We start from the raw sequence: 19,566 nt of genomic DNA, 5'->3' as shown, positions 1-19,566 counted from the left end.
CTTCTAATCGCTCTAGTGACCACGGCCCGAAACCACGTCGGCAATTGTCGCAAGTGGTGACGTCGTGGTGCGTCTGGTGAGTTCGGCACGGTCGGCCAGGGAGTATGCCTTGTATAGCGCTGTGACGGCCAACCATCGAAGTGGCTCTGGTTCCCAGTTGCGCATTCGGTGATTAACCCAGGGCAGCTCGGTCAGAGCGCTCGGTGTTCCGAGGATCAGATCGCTCAGCGTTCTTCCGGCAAGATTCGTTGTGGCTACCCCGGTGCCCACGTAACCACCGGCCCAGGCCAGTCCGCTTGCTTGGTCGAGTCCCACGGTTGCTGCCCAGTCGCGGGGCACTCCAAGCACGCCAGACCACGCGTGGTCGATGGCAGTGTCGACGGTCGCAGGAAAGAACCGGTGCAGGATGCCGCGCAGAAGTTCGGCCGTGCTCGACGGTGTGAGACCGTCAGAATCGGTTTGTGACCCGAATCGGTATGGCACACCGCGACCGCCAATCGCGATGCGGTCATCGGCGGTGCGCTGCGCGTACACGTAGGCGTGCGCCATATCGCCCAGAGCATCCCGGCCGTCCCAACCGATGGAATTCCAAATATCAGCGCTGAGGGGCTCAGTTGCGATAAGTGATGAGTTCATCGGTAACCAGGTGCGGTGCAAACTTTTCAGGCCCGCAGTGAAACCCTCGGTTGCGCGCACCACAAATTCAGCCTCAACGGTGCCGTGGTCTGTGATGGCGCGGTGCGGCAGAATCTCGCTCACTCGAGTGTCTTCGTAAATCTCGACTCCGAGAGCTTCGACGACACGGGCCAAGCCCGAAGCGAGCTTCGCTGGCTGTATTCGCGCGCAATGGGGGTGCCAGCTGGCACCGGTTGTGCCGACCACATTGATGCGGTCGGTTGCTTCCTTCGCGGAGAGAAGTTCGACATCCGTCATTGACCACGCGCGTTCCGCGAACGCGGAGGCAACGAGTCGACTTTGTTGTGGTGCATCGTAAGCAACCGTGAACTCGCCGCCCTTGATGATGTCGGCATCGATGCCTTCGAGGGCAGCAACACGAATTACCTCGTCGACAGTCTCATTCATGTGTGTTTGGAAGCGCGCGGCGGCATCCCTGCCATGAGATTTGACATATTGCTCGCGCCCGCCGGTGACGGCGTTCGTTAGCCAGCCTCCGTTGCGGCCGGAAGCTCCGTAGCCAGCAAAACGCTGCTCGAGAAGGACGACTCGAAGTTGGGGCGCCGCTTTTTTCAGGTAGTAAGCGGTCCAGAGCCCGGTGTAACCGGCACCGACAATACAGACATCGGCGCGGAGCGAGCTGGGCAGTGGGGCTCGAGGGGCATCGCGTCCAATCTGGCTCCACCAGAAAGACACATCACCGTTAATCATCCCGTTACGGTACGCGCAGCACTGAACGTTTACGGGAGATCCAGAACACCAGCGAACCGAAGGCCAACATCACGACGACGATTAAGCCAACGTAGAAGAAGACGCTCGCGTAGCCAGTATCGGGGTGCAAGAAGGGGTAGGGAACCCAGCCGTCGGTCGCGCCGCGCACGAGCACCACCACGACCCACACGATGGGGTAGATGAGCACGATCCAGAGTCGGTTGAAGCCGATCCGCGCGCGGTCGGAGAAGAGGACCCAATCGGCAAGCGCGTAGATCGGGGTGACGATGTGCAAAGCAGTGTTTGCCCACGCCACCGGCACGCCCCCGGCCGCGCCAAGAGGCGCCAGCAGCGTTGCGTAAACGACGCCAACGATGATGATGTAGGTCGTCACTGAAGCGCGCGCGATGTTGAGAGCTGGCGACGCAGCCTCTCCCCGAAGCGAAACGACCGCGATAACGGTGTAGACGACGGCAAGGAATATGTTCGATTGAATCGTGAAATACCCGAACATATTGAAGGGGTTGATCGCGGTGCGACCAGCGGCCTCAGCGACAGTCGCGACGACCGCCCCTGCTACTAGGGCAGCAATCGCTAGACGCAGGATGGCAACAACAACGGTGCCATTTCGGGTAGCGGACTTCGTTGCGTTGGCCATAGTTCCCCTCGAACCAAAAAACGTGCGGTCGAGACTGACTATAGCGAGTGCCTAGGTTGTGGGGTCGTCACCATACTGCGGCGTTGGTTGCGCACCTTGCCGCGACCGAAGATCAGCCACAGGATCGAACCGATGATCGACAAGAAGAATGCCACCAAAATCCAGACAAACTTGCCGAGAACGCCATGATTGTTGCTCTTGGCAATCGAAATGACCGTGATTATGAAGATGATCAAGCCGACAACGCCAAAACTGAAGCTAATAGGTTCCATGGTCTAAATCCTATCGGCGTGGCACTATCAAGATATGAGTTTGCTGGATACCGCGTGGCAATCCCTTGGGGAAGATGCCGCAGCCCTCGCCCTGGTTCGTGACCATGGCACCGCCGTACCTCTATCGGGCGCGCTACCCTCCGGTCGATTCGTTCACGATGCCATTGCGGCGGCCTCATTTTCTGCGTCCCTGCTGGCGGCACGCCGAGTGGGATGTGCAGTACCTTCCGTCGAGTTGACCCCGCTCAAAGTGGCCACAGCGGTCACTAGCGACAAACACTTTCGGCTGAACGGTGAGCCTGTCTCCGCGTGGGCTGAACTCTCCGGTTTCTGGCCGTGCAGCGACGGCTGGGTACGCACCCACGCCAACTACCCGCACCACCGCTCCGCACTCCTGCGAGCTCTCGGCCTCGCCGACGATACTGGCGCCGACGAGTTCATGCTCGCCCTACATCCGATGGTCGCTGCTGAGGTCGAAAGCGCAGTGGTCGCTGCTGGGGGAGTCGCTACCGTTGTTCGCACCGCTAAAGAATGGGCCGCGCATCCCCAAGCTCAAGCGATTGCAGATCTTCCTGTTGTTGAACTCACGAGCCTGGGCGATACCGAGCCTGCTCAGCTGATGGACAGTGCCGTCGACGCCCCGCTTGCCGGAGTGCGCGTGCTTGACCTCACTCGAGTGATTGCCGGGCCCGTCGCGGGCCGAACGCTCGCACTCTGGGGAGCTGACGTCTTGCGCATCGACAGCCCGCGGCATCCCGAAATTGACTGGCAACATCTCGACACAGGCGCGGGCAAACGTTCAGCACTGCTCGACCTCGACGACAGCGCTGCCCGGGCGACCTTCGAGAAACTGCTCGAAACCGCGGATGTCGTACTCACCGCTTACCGCCCCGGTTCTTTAGATAGGTTCGCTCTTTCGCCCGCGGCTCTCGCCGAGCGGCGTCCGGGAGTTATCGTGGGCCGCCTGAGCGCGTGGGGAACAGTTGGACCGCTGGCTGAGCGTCGTGGTTTCGACAGCATTGTGCAGGCGGCGACGGGTATTGCGATGGAGGAGGGCACGGGCACTCCGGGTGCTCTTCCTGCTCAAGCACTCGATCATGCTGCCGGCTATTTGCTCGCTGCGGGTGTTACTTCGGCTGTTCGTCGCCGCATCGATGCTGGTCATTCTTGGCTTGTTGAGGTCTCTCTTGCGCGGTTGGCTACTGAACTTCTGCAGCAACGTCGCCCGCGTCACGCGCCTGAAGCATCGGGCGACTTCGTTCCGACTGTGACGACTCGTGACGGTGTGACGAGCGCCGTGGCCGCTGCTCACTACGATGGTGGGCCAAGCAACTTTTTGGCGCCGGCCGTTGCGTGGGGTTCGAGCGAAGCGAAATGGCTTTCCTGAAATAATCCCGTGTCGGCGGTGGTTGGCATGATGGACTTCAACAAGGATGGATTTATGACTGACACTGCTGCTCCCGCGATCACTCCCGAAGCTAAGCTCGCGAAATTTCGTGAACGACGCGACCAGGCTGTCGTGCAGCAGAATGGCAACCTTGCTCTGACCAATACGCAGTGGGTTGATGCCGAGCAGACAATTTGGGGAGTTCCCGGAACGTGGGCACCTCATGACAACGGGCTAACGGTCACGGCCACCGCAGAAGACAACATCGTTGTTGACGGCACACTGGTTGACGGCAGCGCTGTTGTGCGCAGCAAGAGCGACGAGAACCCCAGCGCTATCGTGTTCGGCGAAACCGTCACCGGGTTTGTTATTAAGGCGCCCGAGGGAAACCACGCACTGCGCGTCTGGGACACCAACTCGCCGGCCATCCAAGAATTCGGCACGATTGATGCGTACGCTTACAATCCCGATTGGGTGATTACGGCGGCGTTTACGCCCAACCCCGAGGGCACCACCCTCGGCTTCGAACACTTGAAAGACAATGGTCAAGAGCGTGAGCAGCCCATTCCGGGCGACATCTCGTTCACGAAGGATGGCATTGACTACAGCCTCGCCGCGTTCAAATCGGGCCGAGCACTTCAACTCGTTTTTGCTGACGCGACGAGCGGCGTCGATACCTACAGTGTTGGTCGCTTCCTGTTCGTCGCCCCCAATCCCGATGGCACGATTGTTCTCGACTTCAATCTTGCGATCCTTCCGCCCTGCGCTTTCAGCTACAACTTCAACTGCCCCATGCCTCCCAAGCAGAACCGCTTCACCGTTCCCATCGAAGCCGGCGAGAAAAACGTGCTGAAGAAAGATGGTTCGCTGCTGCACGACTAGGCAGGCTGTTTTCCTAGGTCGCACGTTCCCTAAGCGGTCGGCGAGTGCGTCTCTAAGAACTCGAAGACTTCCGTGGAATCAACACCGGGATACATTCCTGTGGGCATCGCCGCGAGAAGAGAACTGTTGAGCCGTGCGCTCGGGAGTGAATGTTGTGCCCACCGCTCCGAGAGATTCTCGGGGGCGCTGCGGCAGCATCCATCATCGGGGCACGTCGAGACTGCCCGATTGGTGGTGTCGCGGCCACGGAACCATTTTGCGGAAGCGAACGGGGTTCCCAAGCTCACGGAAAAGTCCCCGCGACGGCCCGACTGGATGCGCGACGTGCACCAGTAGGTGCCGCCCGGCTTATCGGTGTACTGGTGGTAGGGACTGAAACGGTCCTCGACGTCGAAGACTTTGCGGGCGCTCCAATTTCGGCACACAATTTGACCCTCGATCGCACCAAGAGCATCCGTGGGAAAAGCAGCATTGTCGTTCTCGTAGGCTTTGGAGATTGTGCCGCCCTCGTGCACTTTAAGAAAGTGCACGGGAACGCCGAGGTGCTCGGTCGCGAGATTCGTGAAGCGGTGTGCTGCAGTCTCATAAGGCACAGCGAAGGCATCCCGCAGGTCCTCAACAGACAGCTCGCGTTGGGCCTTCGCCGCCGTCAAAAACTCCACCGCAGTCTTCTCCGGAACCATTAGGGCCGCCGCCAAATAGTTGGTCTCGACTCGCTGGTGCAAAAATTCGGCATAGTCAGCGGGCTCGCGGATGCCCAACACATGTCCCGCGAGTGCCTGCAACAATGTCGACCTCGGGTCTGTGCCTTCGCCCTGCGCCACCGGCAAATAAATGCGGCCATTGCGCAGGTCCGTCACGCTGCGAGTGGATGCGGGGAGGTCAGGCACATAGTGAAGCGAAAACCCGAGATGCGAGGCGAGGTCGGAAGCTACCCGCTGCGAGAGTGGTCCACCAGTGTGACCAACGGCATCCAATAGCTCTCGGGCGGTGCTCTCTAGCTCGCCAAAGTAATTGTTGCGTTTGCGCATCATGCGGCGCAGTTCGGTGTTTGCCCGCCGCGCCTCTTCCGGTGTTGCGGCGCGTTCACGGTGAAGGCGCTGCAATTCGTCATGCAAGCCCAAAACGGTTTGGATGGCTTCATCGCTTAACGTCTTGCGCACGGGCAGCTCGGGAAGGGCAAGCGAAGAATAGAGCGGACCGCGCTGGGCGCGTTCGAGCGCGATCTCGAGAGCGGCGCGACGTGATGGAGGCTCGGCGTTGAGAAGGTCGTCGACCGTTACGTCGAAAATGCGAGCGAGTTTTTGTAGCTCACTGAGTTTGAGTTCGCGCTTGCCATTCTCGATTACCGACACCTGGGATGCGGCACGGCCGAGTGCGGCTCCAAGATCGTCGAGGGTGAGTCCGCGATCAGTGCGGAGTTGACGGATGCGACGGCCAACGGTGAGGGAATCGAGCATGTCCTCATCGTCTGCCTGCCTGAGCGTGCGTGGGGTCATCTCTGAGTCCTCCATGACTGTCTTCTGCGGAAAAACAGAAGAATTGGATTTATTCTGCCGCAAAACCCGATGAAGAACTAGTGTGCAGGCCTCACAGTCGAAGAAAGGAAGCACCGCAAGCACCACCGACCGAGGAGCACACCATGACGAACAACCGTCCAGGCGACCAGATTCAGACCGCAGCCGAACTCGAAACCGAGTGGAAGACGGATGCACGGTGGAACGGTATCGAACGCGACTTCAGCGCTGAAGACGTCGTCGCCCTCCGCGGGAGCGTTCGAGAAGACCACACTCTTGCTCGTCGAGGCGCCGAGAACCTCTGGAACCTCATCCAGCGAGACGACACCGAGTGGGTTGCCGCTCTTGGTGCGCTCACCGGCAATCAGGCCGTTCAGCAGGTGCGTGCAGGGCTCGAAGCCATCTACCTCAGTGGTTGGCAGGTCGCCGCCGATGCCAACCTTTCTGGCCAGACCTACCCCGACCAGAGTCTGTACCCGGCAAATAGCGTTCCTGCTGTGGTTCGCCGCATCAATAACGCACTCCTGCGGGCCGACCAGATCGAAACCGCAGAGTTCGGTGCACCGGCTACCGACTGGATGGCGCCGATTGTTGCTGACGCAGAAGCTGGCTTTGGTGGGCCTCTGAACTCCTACGAGCTCATGTCCTCCATGATCGAGGCTGGAGCTGCCGGCGTGCACTGGGAAGACCAGCTCGCCTCCGAAAAGAAGTGCGGCCACATGGGCGGGAAGGTTCTCATCCCCACCGCTCAGCACGTTCGCACTCTCAACGCAGCTCGACTCGCTGCCGACGTTGCCGGGGTATCGAGCATCATCATTGCTCGCACCGATTCGCTCGCTGCCGACCTCATCACCAGTGATGTGGATGACCGCGACAAGCCGTTCTTGACGGGTGAGCGCACGAGCGATGGTTTCTATCGCACCACTCCGGGCATCGAAACGGTCCTGAGCCGCGGCCACGCCTACGCGCCCTATGCGGATCTGCTCTGGGTGGAGAGTGCGAAGCCCGATCTTGAGCTGGCGCGCACCTTTGCGGAGAGCATCCACAAAGAGTTCCCTGGCAAAAAGCTCGCGTACAACTGCTCGCCATCGTTCAACTGGAAGCGTCACCTCGATGACGACCAGATCGCGAGCTTCCAGCGTGAGTTGGCCGCCATGGGCTACGCGTTCCAGTTCATCACCCTTGCCGGATTCCACGCCCTCAACCACTCCATGTACACGCTCGCGCGTGGCTACAGCGAGCGACACATGAGTGCGTATGTGGAATTGCAGGAGGCAGAGTTCGCGTCTGAAGCAGACGGCTACACGGCAACGCGCCACCAGCGCGAGGTCGGAACAGGGTACTTCGATCGCATTGCGACGGCCCTCAACCCCACGAGCGAAACCCTCGCCCTGGTCGGCAGCACCGAAACCGCGCAATTTCATTAGAGGGCACCGCCATTAAAGGGCACCGCCATTGAAGGCACCGCCACTAAAGGGCACCGCCGCTCATCCAACTTCGAAACTCTTTCTAAGGACATCTCATGACCACGCACAGAATGGAACCGATCGCCGAATCGCAGGAACGATTCGACGAGACCCTCACCCCGGAAGCTCTGCACTTCTTGACTCGGCTGCATGACCAGTTCGCTGGTCGCCGCCACGACCGACTCGCTGCTCGTATGGAGTCGCGCAAGCACATCACGAACGGACGCAATTTGCGTTTTTTGCCGGAGACAGCAGCTATTCGTGAGGACAGCAGCTGGCGGGTTGCCGGCGCCGGCCCGGGACTCGACGATCGTCGGGTTGAGATCACGGGGCCGACCGATCGCAAGATGACGATCAATGCCATGAACTCTGGCGCAAAGGTGTGGCTTGCCGATCAAGAGGATGCAACGAGCCCAACGTGGCACAACGTTATCGACGGCCAGATCAACCTGTACGACGCGATCCGTCGCCAGATTGACTTCACGTCTCCCGAGGGCAAGACCTATGCTCTCGGCGAGGAGACCCCAACGATCGTTATGCGACCGCGCGGGTGGCATCTGGTAGAGAAGCACCTCCGGTACACCGATCGGGCAGGGTTGCGCACGCCGGCATCCGGCTCCCTCGTCGACTTCGGGCTCTATATATTCCATAACGCGCACGAACTGATCGAGCGCGGCAACGGCCCGTACTTTTACATCGCCAAAATCGAGAACCACCTCGAAGCGCGCCTGTGGGATGACGTGTTCACGTTTGCCGAAAACGCGCTGAACATTCCACATGGCACAATCCGCGCGACGGTGCTGATCGAGACGATTCCTGCCGCGTTCGAGATGGAGGAGATCCTGTACGAGCTGCGCGAACACTGTGCAGGTCTCAACGCCGGCCGTTGGGATTACATTTTCTCGATCATCAAAAACTTCCGTGGTCGTGGCGCAAGTTTCGTGCTTCCCGACCGGGCCGCCATCACGATGACGGTTCCGTTCATGCGGGCTTACACCGAGTTGCTCGTGTCGACCTGCCACAAGCGGGGAGCTCATGCCATTGGCGGCATGAGCGCGTTCATCCCGAACCGCCGCGACCCTGAAGTGACTGCTCGTGCACTGGATGCGGTGACTCGCGACAAGCGCCGCGAAGCGACCGACGGTTTCGATGGAACGTGGGTGGCGCATCCGGACCTCATTGCGACCGCGCGCGCAGAATTCGACACCGTGTTGGGGGATCGCCCCAACCAGGTTGACCGCCTGCGCGACGATGTGCACGTTACTGCCGACGACCTGCTCGATCTGCGTATCGACGGTGCGGTAACGGATGCCGGAGTGCGCTCGAATGTTTCCATCGCGGTGCGCTACATCGAGAGCTGGCTGCGCGGCGTCGGAGCTGCCGCGATTGACAACCTCATGGAGGATGCGGCGACTGCTGAGATCAGCCGCAGTCAACTGTGGCAGTGGATGCACCAGGGCGTTGTCACCGCAGAAGGAACGCCGATCACGCACCGTCGTATCGAGACGGAGCTCGAAGAAACGCTTGCCGCGATTGAGCGCACGCCTGGCGATCGTTTTGACGAGGCTGCTGCAATCTTCCGTGAAGTAACGCTCGAAGAGGACTTTCCCACCTTCCTTACTTTGAGCGCTTACAGCAGTTATCTCGTCGAGCAGCCGCGGGAGCGCGCTGCCTGACACTCCACGGGCTAGCCGCAGGATCTGAGACCACTCGCCCCACCCGTCGGTCGATGGATCTGGCGGCTAGCCCATTTTCGCCCTCTGCTGAGTGATGCGCCCGCTTCGCTGTGCACGTTCGCTAAGCCACGGCGCGACCCGAGGCTTGCTCTGCTGTCGGCGGATCACGGCAGACTAGGGGCGTGTACATCGTTCTCACAACTGTCGGCCGCGACGTGACGGCTATTCGTGTTGACCCCCTCGGCCTGGTGCTTCGCGAGGAGAACGTCACTGACGTGTCGCAGTTTGTCTCGGATACCCAGTCGAATGAGCCCGATGTGCGGTGGGTCTGGCATGACACGGCCTCGTGGTACCCCCAATTGCTCGCCGCTCGAGTGCGCGTAGCTCGGTGTTTCGATGTGCGGCTGTGCCACACAATTCTTCGCAACTCGGTCTTCACGAGTGAGTCTGCACTGGCACAAGCGCGCAGCGGCAGTTGGGACTCGTTACCGCAATCCGGGCCACCAGCACTTACCGAACTCGGTCCCGTGCAGCACTCAACGCTTTTTGATTGTGACGAGGATGCTGCCACCGCAGCTTCGGAAACTCTTGATGTGCTGTCAGAGTTTCAGCGTCAGCTCGACGCGATTTCATCATCAGCCGAGGCCGGACGACTGCATCGCCTGCTGTCTGCCGAGTCAGCGGGGGCGCTCATCGCGGCTGAAATGAGATTCGCAGGGCTACCGTGGAGCGCCGAAGCGCACGACAGAATTTTGAGCGACCTACTCGGTCCGCGACCGGCAACCGACGGCTCGCGACCCGCGAAACTGCAAGTGCTTGTCGACGACATCCGCACACTGCTCGACGCGCCCCACCTCGCGCCAGAGTCGCCCGCCGAACTCTTGCGCGCGCTCAGCGTCGCGGGAATTCAAGCCACGACCACGCGTTCGTGGGAGCTCAAGCAACTCAAGCACCCCGTGATAGCGCCTCTGCTCGAGTTCAAAAAACTGCAACGCCTGATGACAGCGAATGGGTGGAGTTGGCTTGACTCCTGGGTTGTTGACGGGCGATTTCGGCCAGATTATGTTCCCGGGGGAGTCGTTACCGGGCGTTGGGCGACGAGCGGTGGGGGCGCGCTTCAGCTTCCCCACCTGATCCGCGGTGCCGTTCGAGCTGACCCGGGCTGGAAACTCGTTGTCGCCGATGCTGCTCAACTGGAACCCCGTATCTTGGCTGCAATGGCAGGCGATCGCGGAATGGTAGCGGCTGGTGCATCCGGAGATCTTTATGAGGGAATTGTTGCTAGCGGCGCTGTCGAAACTCGGAGTCAGGCAAAACTGGCGATGCTGGGGGCAATGTATGGCGCGACTACGGGCGAAAGCGGGCGCCTCATGCCTCAGCTTGCTCGCGCTTACCCTCAAGCAATCGCTCTCGTCGAGCGCGCAGCTCGTGCGGGTGAGCGTGGCGAAGTCGTCAGCACGCAACTGGGCCGCAGTTCGCCTCCTGGCGCGCACGCCGCTCACTACGACGAATCGCAGACTCCGGCGCAACGGGCTGCATCTCAAGAGCGGGGGAGATCGTGGGGCCGCTTCACTCGTAACTTTATTGTGCAGGGAACCGCCGCCGAGTGGGCTCTGTGCTGGATGGCCAGCATCCGTAACAGGCTAAGTCAGCTCTCTGAGGTGGCGTGGTTTACTGACGCGCCGCACCTCGTTTTTTTCCTTCATGATGAAGTTGTTGTGCATGCTCCCGCTCATTTTGCGGATGACGTCGCTGAGCAAATTACCCAGGCAGCGGCGGATGCCGGACGGCTCGTCTTCGGCAGTATCCCCGTCACGTTTCCCCTGAGCACCGCAGTTGTCGACCGCTACGATCAAGCGAAGTAGTGTTCTGGTTGCCGTTAATGGATGCGCGTTGCCTGGAGGGTAAAGGTCAACGGCACTTGTTCAGCTCCGTGAGTGAGTCGATACTCGCCATCATCTCCGCGCGCCATATGCCCGGGAAGGGCATCCCAGGGAACGCTGTGGTGCTCGGCGAGTCCATCAATTCGCATGCCGTGTTTGAGAAGCGCGGTGATCATTTCGCCGAGACCGTGGTTCCACTCGTGGCCTGTAGTGGCAGTGAAGACGTGATCGGTTTGCACGTAAGTTCCGGCGTCTTCCCAGACGAGAGCATCCGGCTGTTCAAAGTATGGGTAACGCACCACGAACGCCTCGGAATTCTCATCGTCTAGTGCCCGCAACATGGGATGGCCATCGCGAATGAAAAGGCGCCCGCCAACGCGGAGGAGGGCGGCAACGGTAGCGGCCCACTGATCGATGCTGGGCAACCAGCAGATAGCACCAATGCCTGTGTAGACAAGGTCGAAGGTCGTGCCAGCGAGCACTAACGGTGCGTCATAGACCTCAGATCGAACAAATTTTGTTTTCGCCTGTGTTCGCTCGGCAAGTGAGCGCGCTTCGCTGAGGGCGGCGGGAGAGAAGTCGAGTCCAGTCATTGACGCACCGAGGCGTTCGAGAGACAGAGTGTCTGTGCCGATATGACATTGGAGGTGGATTCCGCGCATTCCGTAGATATCTCCCAGAAGGGGCACATCAAAACGCACGACGTCGCTCAGGAAACTGGGATCGCTAACAAACCGCTCGACACCGTAGTCAGGGGATTGCGCGTGAACCGACGCCCGCTCATCCCAACTTGCGAGGTTTGCTGCTACATACTCGGGAATGTCGGTCATGCTGTCTCCACTTTGTCGTGAGAGGTCGCCACCCGCGGCGCGACCTGTGCTGGTCTACCGCGTTTGGGCTTCGTTGTTGTGAGTGGGAATGAGTGAACACGACCGTGCGATTGAGCTGTCGTGAGCGAAGTCTCGACATGATCGAGCCAGCGCAGTTCAGCTTCGGCGTGGGCGTGCATGGAATCGGTGACGAGCTGTTCGGCGAAGTCGCTGGCATCTCGAGCATCCGCCCGCTGCTCAACCCCAAGGGCAAGGGCGTCGATCGCTCCCCGGGTTGCCACGCGCTGATGCTCGATGACAGCGTGAGCATCGACGCCCGGCAAGGTCACGGCGATGGCCAACTTGATCGCCAACTCATCACGGCTGGCGGAATAACGCTCGACGGTCGAGTTTAACCAAGTGTCGGACTCGAGCCGGCCGGAGTCTGTAATGGAGTAGTAGGTGTGTTGTGACGCATCACTTTGCTCAGTGGCGCTCTGTGCGCTCTTAGTCGCGAAGCCGTCGCGTACGAGTCGATCGAGCGTGTTGTAGATCTGCCCAACGTTGATCGGCCAGGTTGAGCCAGTTCGCCGGTCAAATTCTGAGCGCAACTGGTAGCCGTAACAGGGCCCCTGCGCGAGAATTGTAAGCAAACTGTGGCGGATTGACATAGAAGACCTTCCGGGTAAGTCGATGCTGCGTATGCACTAACTGACCCTAGTGAGGTCCCGGATGCCCGCGCCAGAGGCCCGGGCGTGTCGAGCTCATTGGTTGGTGTCACAGTCCTTGGCAACCGTGCGTGACGAAAATACCAGTCGAGACATAATTGACCTTCTGCTCGCGTCACGTTACCGAATGTCTGACCCAAGGCTCAGCCTTCTGGATGAACTGGACGCTTATGCATCGATTTCGTGCAGGCCGACTCTCGGCCGCATACTCGTGGGCGTGAGTGACGTTTCCGCGCCCCAGTCGGCAGCAGCCCCCCTTCCCGAGTCGATTAATGACCGCGAATTTATCTTGACCTCCTCTTCTAGTAGTGCTGTGGCATCCGAGTCACCGACGCGATTTCGCTATCGCCAAGAGGGTCAGATGATCTGGGGTGAGTATGTCGGCGATACCGTGAGCGTGGGGCGTTTCGTCGGTCGCCGTGACGGGGACGCATTGACAATCCGCTTCGCCCATCGTCTTTCGGCGAGCGACGAGGTGGTTCTCGGGTCTGCGGACAGCACTATTCAGTGGAACTCGGAGGGAAAACTCGAGCTGTACGAAACCTTTGAGAAGGATGGCGAGCCGCAGGTCAGTGTTTGTGTCGAAGCTGATCACTCGATTGCGTGGCCGGTATTGGATCCGGAGTTTCGCACTGAGCCGCATCTCGACGGCACCACCTTTGTCCTTGAAGCATCTTCGGCCAGTGCCGTAAGTGCAGACCCCACTCGTTTCGAGTTTGATGAGAACTCCGGTGTGGTCTGGGGTTTCTACTTTGGCGACACCGTCACATCAGGTCACTGCGTCGGGCGCTACCGCAACGGTGTTCTCGACGAGTACTTCGTTCACCATGTGATCGCAAGCGACTCGACTCTGCTTGGCGACAGCAGTACAACGCTCAGGCGTCGAGCTGATGGTCGCCTTGAACTTGTCGAAGACTTTGTCCTCGACGGCGTGCCAGGCACGAGCGTTTGCGTGCAGGTTGTCGACGCTCGCTAGTTGTTGAGACCAGCACGGCTGGGGTCAGCGCGAGTGAATCGCGTGAGGCCCAATTGTGCTGGTTCCTGGGGGCGCTCAGGGAGATCGATGGGCAAGAGGTAGGGCCGCTGAAAGACTTCATCGAGCACGAGTACCGTCTCAAGCGACTTCACTTCTGGCAAGACTGACAGCACGCCGACGATGAAGTCGTGAATTGCCCCAACTTCATGACCTCTGATGAGGAGCATTGCATCGTGCTCACCGGTGGTGATGCGGCACGACTCGATCTCGGTCATGTTCGTGATGCGGTCGCGAAAGCTCGCCCAGGTCTGCGGATGCACGGAGAGAAACACGAGAGCGCAGATGCCGAGACCAGTCTTGGCTGGATCAACCTGGGCGCTAAATCCCGTGATGACGCCATCGGACATGAGCTGCTCAACCCGCGTGTACACATTGGCGCGGGAGACGTTTACCTTCTCCGCAAGAGCCGACATCGATATTCGTCCGTTATAGCGCAGCTCGCTCAATATCTTCAGGTTGATCTCATCCAATACGGGCGGTGATTGTCCAGCGGTGGATGATGTGCTGCTTGCTTTACTAGACATATTGTACGAAGTCTCCCTCAACTTTGAACCAAGGTCTGAACTATGGTGCCTTTGATTGGACAGACTAGCGGCATTTATGCCAATCTCAAGAAAAGCCGTCCAGCGGCTGTCCTCAAAAACCACAAGGAGTTCCTTTTGCGTACACAGTTCCGCTATGTAGCGGCAGCGTTCGGATTGACGGCATCACTGGCACTTGCCGGTTGCGCCGCGGCGGCGCCCGAAGTAAGCGCTAGCGTCGTTATCGACACCGCCTTTACTCTCGAGACCAGCGACCCGGGACGCAACTACGTACCCACCGGCTACATGGTGTCGAAGGCTCTTTACGAGACCCTCCTCGACTTCGCAGGGTCGGACGAATCAACTCCCGTTCCCGGACTCGCGACGTTCGAGTCGAACGATGACGCGACAGTATTCACCTTCACTCTCGAAGACGGCCGCGTCTTCTCGGACGGATCAGCGATCACCGCCGATGACGTTGTCTTCTCGCTCAACCGCGTAGCGGGAATGACGGAGAGCAAGGCAAACTTCTTGATGAACGGAATCACCGTTACCAAGATCGACGACATGACCGTCGAGCTCAGCACGGAGACCCCGTCGCTCAAGCTCCCCGCTCTCATGACCAACCCGTCACTCGCCATCCTCAACTCGAAGCTTGTTGTCGAAAACGGTGGAACGACGGATGACTCGGATGCTGCTGAAGAGTTCTTGAACACCACCTCGGCGGGTTCGGGCCCGTACATCCTTGATTCGATCAACTTTGAGTCGCAGGTAGTGCTCACCGAAAACGAGAACTACAACGGCGACGAAGATATCGACTTCACTCGTGTCGTAATCCGCAACGTATCGGAAGCGGCAACGCAGAAGATCAACCTTGAGGGCAATGACTCGCAGATCGCTGTTGACCTCAGCGGTGACCAGGTCGCTGGCCTGAGTGACGGCATCAACGTCTTCTCAACTCCGTCAGCGCAGACGATCTTCCTTCTGATCAACCAGAACGATGAAGTAGCCAGCGTTACGTCGAGCCCTGACTTTGCGAACGCCGTTCGTTACGCTCTCGACTACCCGGGTCTGCTTGAGCTTGCTGGTGCCGGCTCCGCGCAGGCAACCGGCGTTATCCCACCATCCTTCCTCGGCGCACTTGATTCAGGCGTTGAGCAAGACTTGGACGTTGCGGCAGCATCGCTAGAGGCATCCGGCTACAACGGTGAGAGCATCACCCTCGAATACCCGAATGACTACCCGGTTGGTGGAGTGAGCTTCACCCCGCTGGCTGAGCGCATCCAGTCTCAGCTTGCGGATGCTGGCATCACTATCGAGCTCGCTCCGGCGCCGTTCACCACTCAGATCGATCGCTACGTAACCGGCGCTGAAGGATTCAGCATCTGGTTCTGGGGCCCTGACTACGCTGACTCGGCCAACTTCCTTCCGTTCGCGGCAGGGCAAAAGGTTGGACTGCGCGCCGGCTGGACCGCTGAGCAGGACTCGGACGTTGTCAACCTCGCTGCTGCGGCAGAGAATGCAACGAACTTCGACGAGCGTGAGACCGCGTTCAGCAACTTTGCTGAGGCACTGCAGCAGCGCGGACCCTTCGTTCCGCTGATCGTTCCCGGCTCGAACATCGCCACGGTTGACTACATCTCCGGAGTTGCTTACAACTCCACCTGGACGATGGACATCGCCGAACTGCAAGCTAAGTAGAAAGTATCTCTAGCGTGGGAAACACACCCCGCGCGACTCGCAAGTACCCGTCCAGATCACCGTTGGTCGGGTACTTGCTTCGTCGCCTCGGAACCTCAGTCCTGCTCCTCTTCGGGGTCACTATTGTCACGTTCGCTTTGGCGAACCTAGTGCCAGGAGATCCGATTGCGGCAGCGCTTGGTGAAGGGGCGGCGAGCAACCCGGCGACAGTCGCGGCCTACGTTCAGGAACGTGGTCTCGATCAGCCGCTTCCGGTGCAATACGCCAACTACATCGGCGGACTCTTCCAGGGCGATATGGGGGTCTCGTTGCGCACAGCTCAGCCCGTGGCATCCGACCTCGCTCAGGCTGTTCCCGCAACTGTCGAGATCGCCCTCTTGGCCATCGTCGTCAGTTTGGGTGTCGGAGTGGCCCTGGGCTCACTCGCCGCCTACCGTCGTGGCAAGATCAGTGACCAGCTGGTGCGTGTCTTTTCACTTATCGGCCTCAGCATCCCAACGTTCTGGATGGCGCTGGTTAGTTTCAACTTCTTCTTCCTTCAACTGCGTATCGCTCCCGGTTCCGGCAGGCTTTCACCGGCACTTCCTCCGCCGCCGACGGTGACGGGGTTCTACACAGTGGATTCGTTGCTGGCCGGCCAGTGGGTCACCTTTACTGATGCGCTTGCCCACCTCATTCTTCCCGTGTTCGTTCTGTCGCTATTTACCATCGGCCTCCTGACACGGTTTGTTCGCACCTCCGTTCTTGAGGTGTTGGATGCCGACTACGTTCGTGCTGGTCGCGCCAAGGGCCTCAGCGGCTCACGGCTGCTCTTCGGTTATGTGCTGCGCGGTGCTTCGCTGCCTATCCTCACGATCGTGGGTCTCGCCTTCGGAACGTTGCTGTCAGGAACAGTTCTGGTTGAGGCAGTCTTTGCGTGGCCTGGCCTCGGTAGCTACGCGTATAACTCGGCGACGAGCCTTGACTTGCCCGGCGTCATGGGCGTCGGTCTCGTTGTCGGCGTCGTCTACTTGACTATCAACTTCGCCGTCGACCTTCTTTACGGTGTACTCGACCCGAGGGTGAGGCTCGCATGAGAAAACGTTGGCTAAAGATTCCCGCAGCCTGGGTGACTCCGCTTGGAGTCATCGGTGCGGTCATTGCTGTGGCGTGGGTGGGCATTGCCTTCACGTCTCGACTCTGGGTTCCTTTCGACCCTCTCGCGCAGGACTTGCCCCGGCTCCAGGCTCCCGGCATTGACACGCTCATGGGCACGGATGCTCTCGGCCGCGACATTTTCTCGCGACTCATGACCGGTGCCGGCGTGACGATTCCGTTGGCGCTGATGCTCGTACTGATGTCCTTGGTTGTGGGAACGCTGATCGGGGCAATTGCCGGGTACTTCGGCAAATGGGTTGATGAGTTGCTCATGCGGCTGACTGACTTGGTCATGGCGTTCCCCACGGTCATCCTGGCCATGGTGGTCGCGGCTGCTCTTGGCCCGTCGCTCTTCAACGCGGTGATCGCAGCCTTTGTGGTTTCGTGGCCGCAATACGCTCGAATGACTCGCAGTATTGTGCTCGGACTTCGCACTCAGAACTATGTGATGGCTGGTCGTCTTATGGGCTTCTCGCCGTTCAAAACACTCCGCGTCGACATCGCCCCCAACGTTGTCGGACCGATTTTGGTGCTCGCGAGTCTCGACGTCGGCACGGCGATTCTTTTGCTCTCTGGACTGTCGTTCTTGGGCCTTGGTGCGCAACCGCCAACACCAGAGTGGGGTTCCATGATTTCGGCGGCCATCCAAAACTTTGATAGCTGGTGGATCGGGCTGTTCCCCGGTCTCGCGATTCTCACCGTGGTAATGGCGTTCAACTTTGTTGGCGACTCGCTGCGTGACATTTTCGATCCCACCTCACAGGTCTCGAGAGCGGCGGCACGATCATGAGCGACGTAGCAACACCAGAATCAGCGGATGCCGCGAGCACTTCCCGCAGCGCAGTTCTCACGATCGACGCGCTCACGATCGGCATCGGCTCGCGAAATAACGTCAAAGCCATCGTTAAGGGCATCAGCCTCGCACTCACCCCCGGACGTGTTCAGGGGCTCGCGGGGGAGTCGGGGTCAGGGAAGACGATCACGTCGTTGGCGATTCTGGGGTTGCTTCCCAGTAACTCAGTTGTTGGCGGGTCGATCCGTCTCGAAGACACCGAACTTGTGGGGATGTCGCGGCGCGAGTTGAACCAGATCCGTGGTCGACGTGTCGCAATGATTTTCCAGGATCCGTCGTCGAGCTTGCACCCTCAGTTGACGGTCGGTACGCAGCTCACCGATCACGTTAAACGTCATCTGGGGTTCTCGACCAAGCAGGCTCGCGTCCATGCAATTGCGCTTCTGGATCGGGTGAGGGTTCCGAATCCCGAGGAAGCTCTTGCTCGGTATCCCCATCAGTTTTCGGGCGGTCAGCGTCAGCGCATTGCGATTGCGATTGCTTTGGCGTGCGACCCTGTTGTTTTGCTTGCTGATGAACCAACCACGGCTCTTGATGTGACGGTGCAAGCCGGTATCTTGCATTTGCTGCGCGATCTTGCGAATGAGCGTCAGCTCGCCGTGTTGCTTGTTACTCATGACCTCGGTGTCATGAGCGCCATTGCTGATGACATCGCCATTATGCGTCATGGTGAAGTCGTTGAATCCAATGTTCGGCAGGAGATTTTCGATCATCCGAAGCATGCTTATACGCGTGAGTTGCTCGCGTCTTTGCCGGGTGCTTCAGGCTTTCAGGAGGCGAACGAATGAGCGAACTGCTTGAGGTCTCTGACCTCATTATCGAATATCACGGAGCTACTGTCGTGCGTGCTGTCGACGAGGTGTCGCTTACTATCGCGCCGGGCGAGGTTCTCGCGCTCGTCGGTGAGAGTGGTTGCGGCAAGTCGAGCTTGGCGCGCGCTGTTGTTGGTATGGAGAGGCCACGCGCTGGAACCGTGAGCTACCGTGGCTCGAATGTTCCCTTGCTTGGTGTTCGTCGTCGAACACCGAATTTCACGTCGATTCAGATGGTTTTTCAAGACCCGAACTCGTCGCTCAATCCCCGTATTCGCGTTGGACAGCAGGTTTCTGAGGGCATTCGCACGGCAGTGGAGCGTGGCGATGAGGGTTCGGTCCCTGAGGAGTGGCTTGAGCGGGTTGGCCTCCCCACGGAGATGGTCTCTCGTTACGCCCACGAATTGTCGGGTGGACAGCGGCAGCGGGTTGCTATCGCCCGTGCGCTTGCGGCTAGGCCCGATCTTCTGGTCGCCGATGAACCGATTTCAGCTCTGGATGCGTCAAGCCAGGCATCGGTTGCCAACATGATGCGACGGCTCGCGCTCGATGCTGGCGCCGGTTTGCTCTTCATTTCTCATGACCTTGCGATCGTGCGTTTGATCGCTGACCGTACTGTCGTGATGTACCGCGGCAAAGTCGTGGAATCTGGTGTTTCTGACCTTATCTGGAACGAGCCGGTGCACCCTTACACTCGCGCGCTTATCTCGGCCATTCCTGAACCGGATGGAAAAGGCAACCTTCCGGCAGCGCCTGCTGCTGAGGCTCCCGAAGAGTGGCGCAGCAGCATCCCTGAGGCACTGAACCGTTCCTAGATGGGTACGGTAGCGTCCTTGCTGATG

The 19,566-nt window shown here is 59.5% G+C and carries 18 protein-coding genes; 11 read left to right on the top strand and 7 right to left on the bottom strand.

Going from position 1 to position 19,566, the window contains the following annotated elements; all coding sequences use genetic code 11:
• Positions 1–12: 12 nt before the first annotated feature.
• Genes ACOH1Z_RS02045 through ACOH1Z_RS02035 form a run of 3 tightly spaced genes read right to left on the bottom strand, consistent with a single transcriptional unit; the run spans position 13 to position 2,316 of the window.
• Complete coding sequence (locus tag ACOH1Z_RS02045) at positions 13–1,386, bottom strand: NAD(P)/FAD-dependent oxidoreductase (protein ID WP_449646831.1); 1,374 nt, start codon at positions 1,384–1,386, stop codon at positions 13–15.
• A 4-nt stretch (positions 1,387–1,390) separates the two neighbouring features.
• The gene (locus ACOH1Z_RS02040) at positions 1,391–2,044 is read right to left on the bottom strand and encodes a Pr6Pr family membrane protein (RefSeq protein WP_449646830.1); all 654 of its coding nucleotides are present in this window, start codon (positions 2,042–2,044) and stop codon (positions 1,391–1,393) included.
• Between the two features lie 38 nt (positions 2,045–2,082).
• Positions 2,083–2,316: a PLD nuclease N-terminal domain-containing protein gene (locus ACOH1Z_RS02035; RefSeq protein WP_449646829.1), complete on the bottom strand. Its 234-nt coding sequence runs from the start codon at positions 2,314–2,316 to the stop codon at positions 2,083–2,085.
• A gap of 34 nt (positions 2,317–2,350) precedes the next feature.
• On the opposite strand from ACOH1Z_RS02035, the gene ACOH1Z_RS02030 reads away from it, so the two are divergent.
• Together ACOH1Z_RS02030 and ACOH1Z_RS02025 are read left to right on the top strand one after the other, a co-directional pair.
• Positions 2,351–3,703, top strand: coding sequence for a CoA transferase (locus ACOH1Z_RS02030; protein WP_449646828.1), 1,353 nt, complete (start codon positions 2,351–2,353; stop codon positions 3,701–3,703).
• A gap of 54 nt (positions 3,704–3,757) precedes the next feature.
• Positions 3,758–4,585 carry a DUF1684 domain-containing protein gene (locus ACOH1Z_RS02025; RefSeq protein WP_449646827.1) on the top strand — a complete coding sequence of 276 codons (828 nt, stop codon included), beginning with the start codon at positions 3,758–3,760 and terminating at the stop codon, positions 4,583–4,585.
• Positions 4,586–4,614: 29 nt separating this feature from the next.
• Here the strand turns inward: ACOH1Z_RS02025 and ACOH1Z_RS02020 are convergent, their stop codons facing one another.
• Positions 4,615–6,099 carry a helix-turn-helix domain-containing protein gene (locus tag ACOH1Z_RS02020; protein ID WP_449646826.1) on the bottom strand — a complete coding sequence of 495 codons (1,485 nt, stop codon included), beginning with the start codon at positions 6,097–6,099 and terminating at the stop codon, positions 4,615–4,617.
• A 128-nt stretch (positions 6,100–6,227) separates the two neighbouring features.
• Here ACOH1Z_RS02020 and aceA point away from each other — a divergent pair, with 128 nt between their 5' ends.
• The 3 genes from aceA (at position 6,228) to ACOH1Z_RS02005 (ending at position 11,109) form a co-directional block, all read left to right on the top strand.
• Complete coding sequence (gene aceA, locus ACOH1Z_RS02015) at positions 6,228–7,529, top strand: isocitrate lyase (RefSeq protein ID WP_449646825.1); 1,302 nt, start codon at positions 6,228–6,230, stop codon at positions 7,527–7,529.
• Positions 7,530–7,624: 95 nt separating this feature from the next.
• Complete coding sequence (gene aceB / locus ACOH1Z_RS02010; protein WP_449646824.1) at positions 7,625–9,244, top strand: malate synthase A; 1,620 nt, start codon at positions 7,625–7,627, stop codon at positions 9,242–9,244.
• A 182-nt stretch (positions 9,245–9,426) separates the two neighbouring features.
• Positions 9,427–11,109, top strand: coding sequence for a bifunctional 3'-5' exonuclease/DNA polymerase (locus ACOH1Z_RS02005; RefSeq protein WP_449646823.1), 1,683 nt, complete (start codon positions 9,427–9,429; stop codon positions 11,107–11,109).
• 14 nt (positions 11,110–11,123) lie between these two features.
• Here the strand turns inward: ACOH1Z_RS02005 and ACOH1Z_RS02000 are convergent, their stop codons facing one another.
• Positions 11,124–11,957, bottom strand: a complete 834-nt coding sequence (locus ACOH1Z_RS02000; protein WP_449646822.1) for a class I SAM-dependent methyltransferase — start codon at positions 11,955–11,957, stop codon at positions 11,124–11,126.
• The gene (locus ACOH1Z_RS01995; RefSeq protein ID WP_449646821.1) at positions 11,954–12,607 is read right to left on the bottom strand and encodes a PadR family transcriptional regulator; all 654 of its coding nucleotides are present in this window, start codon (positions 12,605–12,607) and stop codon (positions 11,954–11,956) included. Before ACOH1Z_RS01995 ends, ACOH1Z_RS02000 begins: the two co-directional genes overlap by 4 nt.
• Positions 12,608–12,881: 274 nt before the next feature.
• On the opposite strand from ACOH1Z_RS01995, the gene ACOH1Z_RS01990 reads away from it, so the two are divergent.
• The gene (locus tag ACOH1Z_RS01990; RefSeq protein WP_449646820.1) at positions 12,882–13,640 is read left to right on the top strand and encodes an avidin-fold protein; all 759 of its coding nucleotides are present in this window, start codon (positions 12,882–12,884) and stop codon (positions 13,638–13,640) included.
• Here ACOH1Z_RS01990 and ACOH1Z_RS01985 read toward each other — a convergent pair.
• A complete protein-coding gene (locus ACOH1Z_RS01985; protein WP_449646819.1) occupies positions 13,637–14,224 on the bottom strand; it encodes an Lrp/AsnC family transcriptional regulator in 588 nt (195 codons plus the stop codon). The genes ACOH1Z_RS01990 and ACOH1Z_RS01985 overlap by 4 nt on opposite strands.
• A gap of 135 nt (positions 14,225–14,359) precedes the next feature.
• On the opposite strand from ACOH1Z_RS01985, the gene ACOH1Z_RS01980 reads away from it, so the two are divergent.
• From ACOH1Z_RS01980 to ACOH1Z_RS01960, 5 genes are read left to right on the top strand one after another with little or no spacing between them, the layout of a single operon-like run.
• Positions 14,360–15,922, top strand: coding sequence for an ABC transporter substrate-binding protein (locus ACOH1Z_RS01980; protein ID WP_449646818.1), 1,563 nt, complete (start codon positions 14,360–14,362; stop codon positions 15,920–15,922).
• A gap of 14 nt (positions 15,923–15,936) precedes the next feature.
• Positions 15,937–16,998, top strand: a complete 1,062-nt coding sequence (locus ACOH1Z_RS01975) for an ABC transporter permease (protein WP_449646817.1) — start codon at positions 15,937–15,939, stop codon at positions 16,996–16,998.
• Complete coding sequence (locus tag ACOH1Z_RS01970; protein WP_449646816.1) at positions 16,995–17,849, top strand: ABC transporter permease; 855 nt, start codon at positions 16,995–16,997, stop codon at positions 17,847–17,849. The genes ACOH1Z_RS01975 and ACOH1Z_RS01970 overlap by 4 nt, the downstream gene beginning before the upstream one ends.
• The gene (locus ACOH1Z_RS01965) at positions 17,846–18,700 is read left to right on the top strand and encodes an ABC transporter ATP-binding protein (RefSeq protein WP_449646815.1); all 855 of its coding nucleotides are present in this window, start codon (positions 17,846–17,848) and stop codon (positions 18,698–18,700) included. Before ACOH1Z_RS01970 ends, ACOH1Z_RS01965 begins: the two co-directional genes overlap by 4 nt.
• Positions 18,697–19,539, top strand: a complete 843-nt coding sequence (locus tag ACOH1Z_RS01960) for an ATP-binding cassette domain-containing protein (RefSeq protein ID WP_449646814.1) — start codon at positions 18,697–18,699, stop codon at positions 19,537–19,539. Before ACOH1Z_RS01965 ends, ACOH1Z_RS01960 begins: the two co-directional genes overlap by 4 nt.
• Positions 19,540–19,566 lie beyond the last annotated feature (27 nt).

This window comes from Rhodoglobus sp. (assembly GCF_053580035.1).
The sequence above is the reverse complement of the archived record's forward strand: the minus strand, read 5'-3'. Positions and strand labels throughout refer to the sequence as shown.